This window comes from Robertmurraya sp. GLU-23 (assembly GCF_052983275.1).
Genome location: NZ_JBRKCV010000014.1, coordinates 31,941 through 47,667, shown reverse-complemented (window position 1 = coordinate 47,667; position 15,727 = coordinate 31,941). Strand labels below are relative to the sequence as shown.

The 15,727-nt window shown below is 37.4% G+C and carries 19 protein-coding genes, 1 pseudogene and 1 riboswitch; of the genes and pseudogenes, 8 read left to right on the top strand and 12 right to left on the bottom strand.

Annotation, left to right across the window (positions count from 1 at the left end; genetic code table 11):
* Positions 1–6: 6 nt before the first annotated feature.
* The 3 genes from ACVBAX_RS18865 to ACVBAX_RS18855 all read right to left on the bottom strand — a co-directional run bounded on the left by ACVBAX_RS18865 (position 7) and on the right by ACVBAX_RS18855 (position 2,655).
* Positions 7–585, bottom strand: a complete 579-nt coding sequence (locus tag ACVBAX_RS18865; RefSeq protein ID WP_447118378.1) for a cell wall hydrolase — start codon at positions 583–585, stop codon at positions 7–9.
* A 223-nt stretch (positions 586–808) separates the two neighbouring features.
* Positions 809–1,654 (bottom strand): YitT family protein, encoded by an 846-nt coding sequence (locus ACVBAX_RS18860; RefSeq protein ID WP_430776672.1) that lies wholly within the window; start codon positions 1,652–1,654, stop codon positions 809–811.
* Complete coding sequence (locus tag ACVBAX_RS18855; protein ID WP_447118377.1) at positions 1,651–2,655, bottom strand: asparaginase; 1,005 nt, start codon at positions 2,653–2,655, stop codon at positions 1,651–1,653. The genes ACVBAX_RS18860 and ACVBAX_RS18855 overlap by 4 nt, the downstream gene beginning before the upstream one ends.
* Before the next feature lie 176 nt (positions 2,656–2,831).
* Here ACVBAX_RS18855 and ACVBAX_RS18850 point away from each other — a divergent pair, with 176 nt between their 5' ends.
* Entirely contained in the window at positions 2,832–3,182 is a 351-nt protein-coding gene (locus tag ACVBAX_RS18850) for a helix-turn-helix domain-containing protein (RefSeq protein WP_447118376.1), read from the top strand.
* Positions 3,183–3,215: 33 nt separating this feature from the next.
* Here the strand turns inward: ACVBAX_RS18850 and ACVBAX_RS18845 are convergent, their stop codons facing one another.
* Positions 3,216–4,130 (bottom strand): proline dehydrogenase family protein, encoded by a 915-nt coding sequence (locus ACVBAX_RS18845; RefSeq protein WP_447118375.1) that lies wholly within the window; start codon positions 4,128–4,130, stop codon positions 3,216–3,218.
* Between the two features lie 63 nt (positions 4,131–4,193).
* Complete coding sequence (gene pruA, locus ACVBAX_RS18840) at positions 4,194–5,738, bottom strand: L-glutamate gamma-semialdehyde dehydrogenase (protein ID WP_447118374.1); 1,545 nt, start codon at positions 5,736–5,738, stop codon at positions 4,194–4,196.
* 166 nt (positions 5,739–5,904) lie between these two features.
* Here pruA and ACVBAX_RS18835 point away from each other — a divergent pair, with 166 nt between their 5' ends.
* On the top strand, positions 5,905–7,452 hold the full coding sequence (locus ACVBAX_RS18835) for a sigma-54 interaction domain-containing protein (protein WP_447118373.1): 1,548 nt from the start codon (positions 5,905–5,907) through the stop codon (positions 7,450–7,452).
* A gap of 166 nt (positions 7,453–7,618) precedes the next feature.
* Here ACVBAX_RS18835 and ACVBAX_RS18830 read toward each other — a convergent pair whose 3' ends face one another.
* Entirely contained in the window at positions 7,619–8,020 is a 402-nt protein-coding gene (locus ACVBAX_RS18830; RefSeq protein WP_447118372.1) for a VOC family protein, read from the bottom strand.
* A 286-nt stretch (positions 8,021–8,306) separates the two neighbouring features.
* On the opposite strand from ACVBAX_RS18830, the gene ACVBAX_RS18825 reads away from it, so the two are divergent.
* From ACVBAX_RS18825 to ACVBAX_RS18815, 3 genes and pseudogenes are all read left to right on the top strand, one after another.
* Complete coding sequence (locus ACVBAX_RS18825) at positions 8,307–8,705, top strand: MarR family winged helix-turn-helix transcriptional regulator (RefSeq protein ID WP_447118371.1); 399 nt, start codon at positions 8,307–8,309, stop codon at positions 8,703–8,705.
* A gap of 115 nt (positions 8,706–8,820) precedes the next feature.
* Positions 8,821–8,976: a hypothetical protein gene (locus ACVBAX_RS18820; RefSeq protein ID WP_198158786.1), complete on the top strand. Its 156-nt coding sequence runs from the start codon at positions 8,821–8,823 to the stop codon at positions 8,974–8,976.
* 343 nt (positions 8,977–9,319) lie between these two features.
* Positions 9,320–9,403: pseudogene (locus ACVBAX_RS18815) on the top strand (DinB family protein); the annotation flags it as partial.
* Between the two features lie 86 nt (positions 9,404–9,489).
* Here the strand turns inward: ACVBAX_RS18815 and ACVBAX_RS18810 are convergent.
* The 4 genes from ACVBAX_RS18810 to ACVBAX_RS18795 form a co-directional block, all read right to left on the bottom strand.
* Entirely contained in the window at positions 9,490–9,753 is a 264-nt protein-coding gene (locus ACVBAX_RS18810) for a hypothetical protein (protein ID WP_447118370.1), read from the bottom strand.
* Positions 9,754–9,810: 57 nt separating this feature from the next.
* Entirely contained in the window at positions 9,811–10,413 is a 603-nt protein-coding gene (locus ACVBAX_RS18805; RefSeq protein ID WP_447118369.1) for an alpha/beta hydrolase, read from the bottom strand.
* 27 nt (positions 10,414–10,440) lie between these two features.
* Positions 10,441–11,049: a flavin reductase family protein gene (locus ACVBAX_RS18800; RefSeq protein WP_447118368.1), complete on the bottom strand. Its 609-nt coding sequence runs from the start codon at positions 11,047–11,049 to the stop codon at positions 10,441–10,443.
* 278 nt (positions 11,050–11,327) lie between these two features.
* Positions 11,328–11,834: a CBO0543 family protein gene (locus ACVBAX_RS18795; protein ID WP_447118367.1), complete on the bottom strand. Its 507-nt coding sequence runs from the start codon at positions 11,832–11,834 to the stop codon at positions 11,328–11,330.
* 156 nt (positions 11,835–11,990) lie between these two features.
* Between ACVBAX_RS18795 and ACVBAX_RS18790 the strand changes: the two genes are divergently transcribed.
* A complete protein-coding gene (locus ACVBAX_RS18790; RefSeq protein WP_447118366.1) occupies positions 11,991–12,137 on the top strand; it encodes a hypothetical protein in 147 nt (48 codons plus the stop codon).
* 107 nt (positions 12,138–12,244) lie between these two features.
* On the opposite strand, the gene ACVBAX_RS18785 is transcribed toward ACVBAX_RS18790, so the two are convergent.
* Positions 12,245–13,534, bottom strand: coding sequence for an NCS2 family permease (locus tag ACVBAX_RS18785; RefSeq protein WP_430775496.1), 1,290 nt, complete (start codon positions 13,532–13,534; stop codon positions 12,245–12,247).
* 41 nt (positions 13,535–13,575) lie between these two features.
* Positions 13,576–13,675: riboswitch (purine riboswitch) on the bottom strand.
* Between the two features lie 114 nt (positions 13,676–13,789).
* Entirely contained in the window at positions 13,790–14,455 is a 666-nt protein-coding gene (locus ACVBAX_RS18780; protein ID WP_430775495.1) for a serine/threonine protein kinase, read from the bottom strand.
* A 131-nt stretch (positions 14,456–14,586) separates the two neighbouring features.
* Between ACVBAX_RS18780 and ACVBAX_RS18775 the strand changes: the two genes are divergently transcribed.
* Positions 14,587–14,793, top strand: a complete 207-nt coding sequence (locus ACVBAX_RS18775; protein WP_430775494.1) for a hypothetical protein — start codon at positions 14,587–14,589, stop codon at positions 14,791–14,793.
* Positions 14,794–14,926: 133 nt separating this feature from the next.
* The gene (locus ACVBAX_RS18770; RefSeq protein WP_447118365.1) at positions 14,927–15,358 is read left to right on the top strand and encodes a DUF2383 domain-containing protein; all 432 of its coding nucleotides are present in this window, start codon (positions 14,927–14,929) and stop codon (positions 15,356–15,358) included.
* Positions 15,359–15,727 lie beyond the last annotated feature (369 nt).

Here is a 15,727-nt window from a genome sequence, read left to right as displayed (position 1 = left end):
TGGTTTCTATATCGCAAATCGATGGTTACCAATTGTTTCAGTCACTTGTCTTGTTAAAATCCATGTATCCGTTGCAATTTCAGGATTATAAAAATATATAGCCTCTGAATCATTCTCTTTGTCAACCAAGGCTTCTTCTACAGCTTCCATTGATTCCTCATCCGCCGGCTTGTTAATCTCACCATTTTGTACTGGAGAAAATGCATACGTACCAGATACCTGCTCATATACAACTTCTTTGACAGTATCAGGGAATTCCTCATGCTCTACACGGTTAATAATAACCTCTGCAACAGCCACTTTCCCTTTATACGGCTCACCTTTTGCTTCCGCAGTTACAAGTCGGGCCATTAATTCCTTTTCCTGATCTGTAACATCAATTTCCTTTTCATATAATGTTGGGAATTTATCATGATTCTCTTTCATTAATTCAAGAGCAGAATTGTCAGTTTTACTAACTACTTTCCAAGATGTTTCTCCACTTTTCACTGAAAGAGTTTGTTCAGCTGCGCTCGAAGTAGTTTCGAAACCAACCAATGTGAACGATAGAGTAGAGAGAACAAGTAGTTTTTTTAGAATGTTCATAAAAAATACCTCCTTGCTTTCGATAACAAGAAGGTTACCAGATGTAATATACCTGTGCATGTTCCAATTATTGGACAGATAATTTTTGTTGACACAATATATTGATAGACCGGGCTTTAACCACCAATATGATGGGTGGAATTACCATGTTTGCTTAAGAAAATAATGTTTGCATTTTTGTTTATTACATATATTTCAGGAATGTAACATGAGATTTTCCCACCTAAACAATACTCTTAAATCCATTTCCGACGACCTCACTCATATTATGTACACTAATAAAAGCTCGTTTGTCGATTTCATTGATATATTTTTTCAGCGAATGAAACTCGCTTCGTTTTAACACGATCGTGATGACTTCCTTTTGCTCGTTGCTAAAGGCTCCTTTTGCTTCATGTACGGTAGCGCTGCGGCCTAAATTTTCTATAATAAAATTCTTAATTAAATCGCATTTATAACTAATAATGACAACTTCCTTCGTTAAGCTAAACTGTTGAATTAAATAGTCGATAACGACTCCTCTTAACACAATTCCAAATAGCGCATATAACCCATTTTCCACCCCAAAGGCAACAATCGACAACAGCACGATGATCATATCGGAAAACAACACGGCTTTACCAATATCAATCGAAAAGTATTTATTTAATATCATGCCAATGAGGTCCATTCCGCCGGTAGACGCTCCTTCTTTCATCACGATGACCAATCCAAGTGCAGCAATTAATACACCTACCATCAGTTGAATCAACTTGTCTTCACTTAGCGGATTATCCATTGGAGCAACTTCCCCAAACAACCAAACCATAAACGATAACATAAAACTGGAGTATATGGTCTTTAGACCAAAGCTAAAACCGAGAAACATGAATCCTAATCCAAACAATACCACATTAAAACATAACATTAACAAACCAATTGAAACGTTAGGAAAAAAATGATGCATCACAATGGTCAAACCACCTAATCCTCCGGCAGCGAACTGATTAGGTGCTAGGAAAAAGTGAATATTTATCGCTACTAGTGCTATACCTACATGTAGATTTATTAAATGATAGGCTTGTCTCACTCTTCTTGACCCCACTCAACGGATAGATCATAAGAAATCGGTGTTTCCATCATTTCTTTCACCTGAGACAGATCGTTCGTTTGACCTATGGCCCACATTAGTTTCGGTACGATTGCTTCTTTATTCATATCTCCAGAGACGATCACATTATACTGACTTACTTTCCGTCCGACTTCATATATATATAGGTCTCCACCTTCTTCTAAACACTGAGTAGAGATGAGAACCGCAACACCTGCTTCTGTTAGTTCTTTTATCTTTGGCAACAAGCTTCGATCTTCGAAAGGAACCCCACCGTTTCCATAGCTTTCGATTATAATTCCCTTATACAACCCTTTTAAACAATCAAAAACTTCAGGCTTCGTACCAGGATGTAAGGTAAGAACGAATACATCCGGGCAAAGACTTACATCTAGTTTTAATGACTGTATTGTTTGCTCCGGTCTCCAGTAATACGTAACCTTGTTCTCTCTTACTTGTGCCACGTATGGATGATTAATACTTTCGAACGCATCGAAACTTTTTGTTCTCATTTTAACTGCTCTTGTTCCAATGATCACTCGTCCATCGAAAACGACATAAACTCCACCTACGTTTTCACAAGCAAAGCAGATAGCGTCGTTTAGATTTTTTATCGCATCTGTTCTTTTGAAACTAATCGGAACTTGAGATCCAGTTACTACAACAGGTTTATTTAAGCCCTGTATCATATAGGATAATGCAGATGATGTGTACCCGAGTGTGTCAGTTCCATGCGTAATAACAAATCCATCATATTGATCGTAGTTATCTGCAATTTTAGACGCCATTTCAATCCAGTGCTCCGGCTGCATATTCGTACTGTCTCTATTCATTAATATCTCACAAGTCACATCAGCAGCTAAAGATACATCGGAAGAATAGCTTAAGAGGTCTACTGGAGCTAGTCCTGGAACCAATCCGTCCTTTCCCTCTAACGATGCAATGGTCCCACCAGTTGCGAGCAGTAATATTTTTTTCATGGTTTCTCTTCTCCTCTACGTATATGTACGCGATTTGCAATTTATTATAAGCTTATTATAATTAATTCATTAAATAAAGCAATATTTGTTTTCGTTTCGCGCACATTTTTGTATTCTTGATATGACTAACATGCTATAATGAACAAAACAAACAGTCACTGGAGGAAGAATGAACCGTGTTATCTCGATTAGTAACTTTGAGAAAAAGTAGAAAGTGGTCGATGCAGGAAACGGCAGATCGTCTAGAAATCGCAAAAAGTACATACGCAGGATATGAGTATGGTTATAGAGAGCCATCTTTACAGGCGTTGTCTGTTATCGCCGATTTATTTGAAACTAGTGTGGACCATATTCTTGGGCGAAGTGAGCAATCGTTAGAGCTAACCAAATTAAATGGTCAGGAATCAATCTCACTAACACTTGACGGAGTATCATTATCAAAGGAAGAAATGATTGATTTTATCGCATTTACACGTCTAAAAAGGGAGATATCAAGAAAGGAAACTTTCAGCAAAAAAGAAGCCTGAATCCAACATTCACGCTTCTCTTCTAATCACACTTTATTTTAAAAAGAAACCTTTAAAAGCAAAGGCAATGTTTTGCGGTCTTTCTGCCAACCGACGCATAAAGTAGCCGAACCAGTCATCCCCAAACGGAACATATACACGAACTTTGTAGCCTTCTTTTACGAGACTTTGCTGAAGTTCGTTACGAAAGCCGTATAAAAATTGGAATTCAAATTGAGTAGTAGGAATGTTTTCTTGTTTAGCAAATTCCTTCACTTTCGCAATGATATTGTGATCATGGCTAGCAATTGCCGTGTAACTTCCACTGTTCAAATGCTCTTTAATGATCGTCAAATAGTTCTTGTCCACGTCAATCTTGTCTTGATACGCAACTTCTGCAGGCTCCTTGTACGCTCCTTTAACAAGACGAAGAGGAACTCCCGCTAATCCTTTTACATCTTCCTCCGATCGATACAAATACGCTTGAATAACCGTTCCCACATTGTCATACTCTTTGCGTAATTCCTTTAATATATCTAGTGTAATTTGAGTACGTGTTGAATCCTCCATGTCAATCCGAACGAAGTTGTTGTATTGTTTGGCCGTGGAGACGATTTTTCTCATATTGTCTAAACAAAATTGTTTATCAATGTCTAAGCCTAATTGTGTCATTTTTACTGAAAGATTGCCATCTACTTTCGCAGAAGCCATTGCATGTAATGTTCGAACACAATAATCAGTTGCTTCACTAGCTTCTGTTTTGTTCGATACAAATTCACCAAGATGATCCAGTGTGGCAACGATTCCATTTTCATTTAACTTTTTCACCGCTGCAATCGCTGTTTCAATCGTTTCTCCAGCAACGACCTGGCTAGCACCAAAGCGAAGACCCCATTTTCGGGCAGCTTTGTTCATCGACTTGTTTTGAGACACCTTTAAAAAGAAATTTTTTGAAATCGCCTCTATCATTCTCTTTCTCCCCCATTATATCGGGGCTGCACATTGGTACGTGCAGCCCGAGCCAGAATTCAATTAGAACATTTCAGAAGTTGTTTTCGCTTGCATGTGTAATACTAGATAGTCTGGTCCGCCTGCTTTTGAGTCAGTACCTGACATATTGAATCCACCAAATGGCTGGTAACCAACAATCGCTCCTGTACACGTACGATTAAAGTAAAGATTTCCTACGTGGAACTCTTTTCGGGCTCTTTCGATATGGGCACGGTTATTAGAAATAAGAGCTCCTGTTAAACCATAATCTGTGTTATTGGCAATCGTCATCATATGGTCGAAGTCACGAGCTTTACAGAATGCCACGACAGGTCCAAAGATCTCTTCTTGCATTAGACGGTCCTTTTCCTTCACATCCGCTACAATGGTTGGTTCGATGAAGTATCCTTTTGAATCATCACCATTTCCACCAGCAACAATGCGCCCTTCTTCTTTTCCTACAGCAATATAGCTCATAATTTTATCGAAAGCTGCCTTATCAATCACTGGTCCCATGTATGTGTTCACATCTTCTGGGTTTCCAAGTGATAAAGTTTTTGTAAGAGCAACCGCTTTTTCTAACACAATATCGTAAACATCTTCATGGATGACCGCACGTGAACCTGCAGAGCATTTTTGACCAGAGAATCCAAATGCAGAGTACACGATAGATGTTGCAGCTAAATCTAGATCAGCATCTTTATCTACAACAACTGTGTCTTTTCCACCCATCTCAGCAATCACACGCTTTAACCAAATTTGACTTGGTTGTACTTTAGCAGCACGCTCATAAATACGGCAACCTACTTCGCGTGAACCTGTGAAGGAAACGAAACGAGTTTTTGGATGATCAACTAAATAGTCACCAATTTCTGCTCCACTACCAGGGACGAAGTTAAGAACGCCTTCAGGTAGTCCTGCTTCTTCCATTAATTCCACAAATTTAGCTGCCACCACAGGTGTGTTATTGGCTGGTTTTAGTAAAACAGAGTTTCCTGCAACAATTGCCGCTACGGTTGTACCAGCCATGATGGCTAACGGAAAGTTAAAAGGAGAAATTATGACACCTACACCAAGTGGAATATAATTGTATTGGTTAAATTCTCCGTCACGGCTTTGAACGGGTACACCTGCAGAAAGCTGATTCATTTGTCTTCCGTAAAACTCTAAGAAGTCGATTGCTTCCGCTGTATCAGCATCCGCTTCTTTCCACGGCTTCCCAGCTTCTTTAACTAGATAGGCAGAAAATTCATGCTTACGTCTACGCATGATGTTAGCCGCACGGAATAACACATTGGCACGAGTGGCTGGGTCTACACTTTTCCAAGATTCAAATGCTGCTAATGCAGCTTGCATGGCCTCTTCTGCAACTTCCTTGCTCGCTTTTGAAACTGTTCCAACTACTTCTTCTTTATTTGCAGGATTAAAAGAAATGATTTTTGAATCTGTCGTAATTTTTTTACCACCAATCGTTAGTGGATACTCTTTGCCTAATTGCGAATTAACTAATTCCAAAGCCTTTTTAAAAGCTTGTTGATTTTCCTCAAGTGAAAAATTTGTAAATGGTTCATGTTTGTAACTATACATAAACATCCTCCTCTTTGTTCGTATACCATTTTATATGCAAGTAGCGTGCCAACTTGAAAATGTACGAATATGTGAAAATTGTGTGTACAGACCGTTTACAACATTGTAAAATACGTGTAAAGTCTTTACAGTTTTGTAAATCACATTAACAACAGTAGGTGACTATATGATAAATAAAAATATGTTACTTCAAACTCTTTCCCAACCGATTGACGGAGCTATTTATATCGAAGAAATGCAAACCTATCCCCTACATGCTCGATTGTCAGATGTAAAAGCTTTAGAGGATGTCCTTTTAGTAGATGATACTGGTGCTCCAGCTTTTGTTGTTCCGAAATCAGCACTTTTCGAAGTCATTTTTCAAGAATGGAAAAACTTGTCCAATACGTACGAAACACTATTAAGGGCGGTCGATGATGCCATTACAATCGTCGATCAATCGGGGGAGGTTGTCGCCTGGAATCCAAAGGCAGAGGAACTTTACGAAACAGCTGCTGAAACCATCATCGGTTACCCCATTACGAACTTTTTCCAAAAAGAATCGGTCGTATTAATGAAGACATTAACAGACGGTTCAACGGTTACTCGACAATACAACCAGCCAAAACAAGATGTACATGTGCTTATTAACTCCCTTCCTTTGATAAGTAATGGAGAGATTGTTGGTGGAATTTCAGTAGAACGAGATATTACTGACATCGTAAAACTAAATGATGGGTTAACAACGACTGCTGCGTATATTCAGGATTTGGAAAGTCAAATTGAGCCAAATGAAATCGACGACCCTTTTTATAAAATTAAAGGTCGCAGTCAAGCCCTGAATACGACTATAACCCTTGCGAAAAAAGTAGCACGCACAGACGCAACCGTCATGATTACAGGGGAAAGTGGTGTTGGGAAAGAGTTATTTGCACAAGCCATTCATAAAGCGAGTACACGTGCTGAGGGACCATTTGTGGACTTGAACTGTGGAGCGATCCCTGCTGCCCTTTTTGAAAGTGAATTGTTTGGATATGAAAAAGGAGCATTTACGGGTGCAGTGAAGGAAGGGAAACTTGGGAAAATTGGAGCAGCGAAGAATGGAACATTGTTTTTAGATGAAATTGGCGAACTCCCACTTGAGTTGCAAGTGAAACTACTTCGCGTATTACAAGAAAAGCAATACTATCGAGTGGGTGGGAATGAGCCCATCCCCATTGATGTTAGAATTATCGCTGCAACCAATCGAGATTTAGAAAAGATGGTAGAAGATGGATTGTTCCGTGAAGATCTGTATTACCGATTAAATGTCGTTGTCGTGCCTCTTCCTCCTTTACGCGAGCGGATCGAGGATTTACCTGAGCTCGTGCAATTATTTTTAAAAGAGTTCTCTGCTAAATACGACAAGCCTGTTCCCGTTGTTGCGCCAGAGGTAATGGTCACATTCATGCATTCTACATGGAACGGAAATATCCGTCAGCTCAAAAACACGGTGGAACGAATGATGATTTTGGCTGATGACAATATCATCACCGTTGCCGAACTGCCAAACGCCCTTTTTAAAAGCAGAGCCCAGCCAACCGTCAATGTGTTGCGTGAGGAATCGTTTGAGGATGAACGATCCAAAATATCTCAAGTTCTTCATCAAACATATGGAAATAAATCCGCAGCTGCCAAAATGCTCGGCTGGTCACGCGTGACTTTATATAATAAGATGAAGAAGTATGGATTGTAAATTTAGTTTATTAAGTTTATGACCTTTAACAACCTATAATATCTAAGCTCGGGTTATAAAAGACTTTTTATGACTCGAAAGATCTTTTTTCCTCTCTCTTCGGGTTATAAAACATGCTTTATGACTCGAAGGAGATATTTTTTCATCTGCACGGGTCATAAGAAATTTATTTTTTAAATGCAGGACTCAATTCGCTCCACACATCAAATGCATTTCCATCAAGGTCGTAAAAGACAAAGTTTCTTCCTGCATGCCCACGATTTTGGATTTCTCCAACTTCCACCCCTTTTTCTTTAAGATCTTGATGTAATTTCTGTAAGGAATCCATTCCATCCACTTCAAATGTGACTGAGAACCACTTCTCCCCTTTATAATCTAAGAAATTAGAACTTTGATTTTCACTTGCCTTAACTAAGAAAAAACTCTGGTTTGCGAGATTAATAATCGCTTTGTCTGCGTCTTGATAGCTTCTTTCTGCAGCTAGATTAGTCACGTACCAGTCGGCAGAGTGCTCTACATTTTTTACTGGTAAATACGTCGTTCCTACCCTGATTAATGTTTCACTCATTTTTGTTCTCCCTTTCAAATTGAAGATTACATCCTTGCCTTTTCCCGTGAACACGGAAAACATTCGATATCGCCATTAGTATCCACTACCCCATTAAGAAAACCATCCAAGCAGAAAATCGTCTTCCCACATTTCTTACATTTTCCTACTTCTTCATGCATCCATATCACCTCAAGTTAGCTTGTCTTGCTCTTTGTTATTTATATCGTATTAAGATATTATTTTGTATTTTGATTATATCATGTTAAGATATAAATATCAATCAGATGAGAAAGGTTGAAAATAGTTGAGTTCTCTTTTATCGAAAGAAGTATATGAATATTTAGGTGAATTTCGTTACCAGCTCCGTAAATTTCTTAAATTTAGTGAGTCGGCAGCCAAAGAACAAGGGATTACCCCTCAACAGCATCAATTAATATTAGCCATTCAAGGGTTCCCTGGAAAAAGCATTGTTACGACAGGCGAGTTAGCAGAAAGACTTCAAATAACTCATCATGCATGTGTTGGACTGATCGATCGCTGTGAGGAAGCTGGTCTTGTTGAAAGAGCGAGTAATCCAGAGGATGGCCGGAGCGTGCTTATTCGTGTGACCACTAAAGGACTAGAGATACTGGAAAAATTATCAGAAATCCACTTAGAGGAAATCAAAAACATACAGTTATTTAAACAGTTTACAAGAATGTAACCAAAAGCGGTTTGCATGTTGAGATCGCATGTTTCACCTCCGTTATTTTTATTTAATAATTCTTCCAACCGTGCACATACTACTACCGATACTACTTGAAAGTGAGTTGAATGAAATGTCTCATCAAGGAATGCAAAACAAAGATCAAACTAGAGAACAAATTGAAAAGCAGGATAAGCGTAATGATGTAGAGCTAGGCGATGATTTTCAAATTGGAAACTCAAAATCACAAAGTCAGAAAAAAAGTGGACGTCAAGCGAACAGAAAATAACCTCTTTATTGAGGTTATTTTCATTTTTCCAGATTTGTTCAAGCTTATCGGCATAAATACCAATTACCCTTTTATCTTCTATCGTCTCTATTCATTCACTCCCTAATCAAATTGTATGCGCATACATTCTATTCCTTCAAATTGTTTCTATGTTTATTATATAGCTAATCTACTAATATGAAATATATTACAATTATAGCATATACCTACCATTTTTTTCTTCTGTTTGCAGGACAATTGCCCATTTTATCGAATATTTACCTATCTAAAATAAGGGGGTATATATAATGAATCCACGTTATGTGGTGTTGTTTACTCAATTGGAAAGCCATCGAAGTGAGTTACGATTGAACAAGTACTTATTCGAACGATCTTCCATGAAGGCTTACATATGCAAACGATTTTAGATATAAAGAAGTTTCTATAAAACATGTAAAGACCGCAACTATTCCGAAGAGATGGATGCGGTCTTTGTATAAGATTTTCCCTAACTTACCCACTTTAAGGTATCCATTAGTGATACATAGACATCACTTTCTCTATATCATCAATTAATTGGCTACTTTCCTCTCTGGAGAGACGTAGGGGCATTTGATCATATAAGGTAATGATTTGTCCGTCCTCATTATCCCAATGCAATCGTAAGTATTGATAAATATTATTAATTTGTGTTTCATTAAGAACCGATTGTGTATCGAAGTTTTTCACTCTTTGTAAAGTAAATTTATTAACAGTAGAATCAAAGACTCCATCGATAATGGTACCATTCAAAAACATATCTTCACTCCTCAAAGTTCGATACGTTAGTATCCCCTTAAAATGATTATCGTATTTTTACAATTTACGATACCATTCAGCCGCTGCTTCTACTTCATCTGCCGTAAGCTGGTGTCCACGATTCTCCCAGTGAAGCTCTACTTTTGCATTTGCACCTTCTAATAGCTTTTGAAGCTCAGTTGATTCTTCCGGTGAGCAAATAGGGTCATTAGTTCCCGCACCGATAAACACCGATGTTCCTTCCAAATTAGGAAGCTCGATTCCTCTAAGAGGGACCATTGGATGGTGTAATACGGCAGCCTTCAAGGCATTTTCATAGTGGAATAACATACTGGCCGCAATGTTCGCACCATTTGAATATCCAATGGCTACGATGTTGTTACGGTCAAAATCGTATTTTTCAGCCGCTTCATCTAGGAAATCTTTTAACTCTTTTGTACGAAAAATTAAATCTTCAATATCAAAAACCCCTTCAGCTAAACGTTTAAAGAATCGGGGCATGCCATTCTCTAGAATATTTCCTCGCACACTTAACACACCCGCAGAATCATCAATCATCCCAGCAATAGGCAGTAAATCTAATTCATTTCCCCCTGTACCGTGAAGCAATAACAAAGTTGGTTTTTGTGGGTCTTTCCCTTTTTGATAAATATGTTTCATTCGTTTTTCTCCTTTCAACACACCATGTTATTTTGGTCTTTCCATCGAAAAGATGTCACCTATTTTGGCATAATTGGTTCCGGCTAGCCGACTTACCGCTCCCAGGGCTCGTGGATCAATCTTCCCCTCGTGATAAATGGCAGGATCGATGTGAAACTGAACGATTTTTCCAATAATCAAATCACACCCAGGTGCCTCTCCTCCCCCTAACTCAAGCGACTGCTCCAACGTACACTCGAACCGGATTTTCGCCTCCGTTATTCCTGGCACAGCAACTTTTACACTGTTCACTGGAGTTAATTGAGCAAGTTCAATTTCACTTTCATCTGGAGGAACAGATGCTGCAGTTTCGTTTATTTTTTGTACATTTTCTTCATCAACCACATGAATGACAAATTCCTTTGATTGATGAATGTTTCTTGCTGTATCCTTTTGTTTTCCACCAGATCTTTGTATCGACAAGGAAATCATAGGAGGATTGGAGGATACAATGTTAAAGTAGCTGAAAGGAGCACCGTTTAGCACTCCCTTTTCCGATAATGAGGTAACAAATGCAATCGGTCTTGGGATAATACTACCGATTAATAACTTGTAATTTTCCCTTTCGGACAATGCTGACGGATCAATGGAAAGCATGTAATCAATCCCCTCGTCTTATTTTAGCTCTCTTACTTCAAACGGAAGTCGTACCCATTTGCCCACGCCCAATTGGTATTTGTTTTAAATCAATCATGTTACCGATGTACTACATAGGAAGTAACCCAACTTGACCGTCACCTACTACCACCAGATAAAATAACTTGAAATTAAATATCTCGATTTAAAGATATAATAAAATAGAAAATATTTTAAGTCAAGAGCTTTTATAACATAATAGCCAAAGATGTACTGAACTAAAGTTCATATAACTTTGGCTATTTTGCGTATTTAAATGGAATATCAAACTGCGCAATTAACAAAATGATAATTAACAAAGAGATAATGTATGCTGGAAGTGGTTTATTATGATGTAAAGCAATAACCGAAAACATCACAATGTCAAATAGAAATGAATATAGTAAGGTCCAATCATTTTGATACGATATTCTGTCAAACATGTGTAAAATCCATTCAACGAAAATATAAATTCCTGACCAAACAAATATGTAAAGGATACGGTGAAGCCATTTCTCAGGGAAGTGGGAAAGAAATAAAAAGATACTTAAAGGCATCGTGTTTATTGCATAAATAATGACAACCATTCCATGACTATAAAGAAAATCAGGATGAAATTTCCACAATGTATTTTCTTGTACGATATATTCATACAGCAAACCACCTGTAGAAACAAATAACATACTGGGATGATATTCACGCCAATTTTTCCCTTTCCCCCACTTCATCGCTGCCAAGATCGTTAGTATCGCAATAGTAACGTGCATACCCATTATCCTCTCAAGTGTTTGTTCACAGTTTAACCTAAAGAAACTCCTTTAATGTACAAATTTTATGTTTAAACATAAGATTCTAAACTGAATAAGAAAGAGAAATACTGGAACAATATGTGAAGAATCATCAAGCATGGGAGGCAAAATTAGATGAATGAAAATAAAAATCAACAAAACTCTTCGTTGAACAATGATAAACAAGAATTACAAACTAAAAACGAAATAAACACCGACCGAAACACTTCAGCACAAGAAGATGGTATCCGATATGATTATGATGACTCTTCAGATGTGTAAAATAAGTGTTTGCCCTATATTTGAAAAAGGACGTTAAACCATCATTTCAACGTCCTTTTTCACTAGAAACACAAAAATGAGTTACCTAAAGCAACTCATTTAGTATATTAATGGGAAGGAAAGAAAATCATTTGCACAATAAATATTACTCCAAAAACATATAAAATCGGATGAACTTCTTTACCTTTGCCGCTTACCAATTTCATTAATGGATACGTAATGAATCCAATGGAGATCCCTGTCGCAATACTAGCTGTTAATGGCATCGTGAGAATGATGGCAAACGCAGGAAAGGCTTCATCAAAGATCTTCCAGTTGATTTTTGATAACCCCTCCATCATATAACAGCCAACGATAATTAATGTAGGAGCTGTTATCGCAGGTAGTGATGAAATCGCAGACACAATAGGCGAAAAGAATAATGCCAATAAAAACAGAATGGCCACTACCATTGAAGTTAAACCAGATCGCCCACCAGCAGCTACCCCAGTTGATGACTCAATATACGCGCTTGATGGACTTGTTCCTAAGGTTGATCCTACTGTTGTAGCTACCGCATCTGCCATTAGAGCAGATTTTACCTTTGGAAGATTACCGTTCTTCATCAGTCCAGCTTGTTCTGCAACACCAATCATCGTGCCAGTTGTATCAAAAATTGTCACAAGTAAAAAGGCAAAAACTACCGTATACAATCCGTTTGAGAAAACACCCATGATATCTATATCAAAAAAGACCATTGGTGGTGGAGTTGCAACCACTCCATCAAATTTTAATTCGCCTGTAAAGTAACCAATCACAGCTGTTACAAGCATTCCAATGAACAATGCACCATTCACTTTTCGTGCAATCAAAATAAGTGTTACAAACAATCCGACGATAGATAAAATCGTTACCGGTTGATGAAGATCCCCAAAAGCTACTAAATTACCTGGATTCGCAACGACAATTCCCGCCATTTTTAATCCGATAAAGGCAATGAAAAGACCAATTCCTGATGTAATCCCATATTTTAAAGAAGCCGGAATGGAATGAATTAATGTTTCTCGCAACTTCGTAAAAGATAATAATAGAAATAACACACCTGCTAAAAACACAGTTCCAAAAACAACTTGATAACTGATCCCATGAACAGCTACTACACTTGTGAAGTAAGCATTCATCCCCATCCCTGGAGCAATGGCGATAGGATATTTTGCAAAAAGAGCCATGATCAACGTACCGATAACGGCTGAGGCAATTGTCGCCACAAACACTTGATTAAAAGGTACTCCTGCCGCTGAGAGAATTGCAGGGTTTACAAAAATGATATACACCATCGTAAAAAAGGTAGTGATTCCTGCGAGAACCTCTGTTTTTACATTTGTTCCTAATTCCTTTAACTGAAAAAAGCGTTCCATAAATCCTCCTAAAAAATAAAAATTCCTAACTATAAATGGGTAGACTTCTCCTACCCATTCGTAGTTAGGAATTAACGGTTCCTAGTAGAGACTCTTAGACCATATTTCTAAGAATATACGAATGAAAAATCACAACAAAATGTATTATATACGAACTTTTAACATCCGTAAACATTTATTGTTCGTATTTTACTCATATTCCACAAAATTTCTTTTAAACTACTTCATAAAAAAAGAGAAAGCTCATGCTTCCTCCTAAAACCACTTCAACTTCAATACATCCTTAAAGAAATCTTCAATACTTGTTGTTTGTCTATTGTTATAGCTTTTTCTAACCGTTTCTAACAACCAGGCCGGAATGGTTTTTCCATCTATTAAACGATAATATTCCTCGTATCCTCTTTTTAAATGCTCCCAACGACCATCATCTCCAGGTAATAAATATTCAGATACATCGATAATTTTTACTTTACCATCTTGTAATAGAATATTTTTCAAGTGAATATCTCGAGGATTTAATCCTTTGTTTTTTGCGTAAGCTCTCGCTTTATCCACCTCTTGAATCACCTGTGATGGAATATGAATCCCTTGCTGAAGACATTCGTAAAGTGTGATGCCTGATTCATAACTTACAACTAAATACCGGTCTCTAGCCTCATAGCAGGTCGAAAAATAAGGAGAAGATCCCAGTTTTTCATACACCTTTGCTTCTATCTGAATTTTTTCTAATTTATCATCAGCAAACAGTTTATATGCATAGGCTGGTGCTTGAATATATTGAAAAACAGCTGCATCCGTACCAACACCAATACACTTCAATTCTTTAACATTCCCATGAATTGAAACGGGTTGATTATTTGGATTCGAAGTAATAGTTATATGGGACAGGAGCTCATCAACAATTTCACATTCTTTTTCCATATTCAGCCCCCTATCTATCTTGAAATCTATTTTGTTAGGGTATCACAATCATTCAAGTTAATAAAATATTTTGACCTGTCATATAATGGACAACCCGTTAATAGGTATTTATTATCTTGGAGGTGGTTTGAGTGAACGAAAATAAAAAATTAGCCATTGAGCTTGCAAAAGCATTAATTCAAAATAACCATGTGAAGCCACGTTTCAGTCACACAAGAAACAATGACATCGGAGATGAGAACTCAATTGAATACCTAATTGGTGATTCTCGCTATTCGTTTTTAGACATTGTCTCCCATTATTTAGACAATATTGAACGCATTAAGAAGTGGAGCTAGTTGCCAATACCTTATTAAAATATATTCTATAAAAGCACACAAATTCGTTGATAAGGATAAGTTATCCTTTTTTAGTAAAAAGACGAATATTTCAAGAGGAACTCCTAAAAATAGAATGAAAGGATGTGCTTTTATGAAAAATGAGACAGTAATTGCAGAACTAAATGCCCTATTAAAGGGTTCTTACATGGGGATCCGCTCGATGGAGCACTATATTGAAAAGGTCGCTGATGAGGAACTCAGAAGGCATTTTCAGTCAATGCAACAGGAAACAAAGCACAATGCCCAAATACTTGCTGAACGGATTCAAAATTTAAGTGGTGTACCAGCTGATAGCGAAGGGATAACAGGAGCCATGCAAGGCTATCTACATCGCATGATGCTTTCAGAGGACCCTAAAGATATCCTTGAGGATGCCTTAAAAGGTGTAGATGATTATGGTGTACACTATTCAGAAGAACTTGTAAGAGGAGACTTAGATCCAGAAAGCAAACAAATTGTTAAAGAAGTCATTGATACTAATCGAAGACATGCTGACTTTTTAAAACAATTACTACAACAGTAGACCATCTAAGTAGGAAGATGGTCTTTTTTTAAAGGCTTCTTATCTAATCTCAAAACTAATATTTTTTAGAAATTAATGAAACTAATTTATTTTTCTAACGTATGAACATACAAAGAATTATACATTGATCAATTTATATATAACCGTATTGGTCAGACTAAAATAAATCCTATTGACGCGAATTAAGTTGATATATTATCATACTTATACAGTCATCTTAGTTACAACTGAACAATAATTTATTTACTCCAAAGGGGAGTAGCTAACAGTTATGTCGACATTACGTGATTACAATCACCGGCCTAACTGGCAACGAATTTGTTGTTTGCGAGACCTTTGCCATCTGGTAAAGGAAATATATGAAACCCA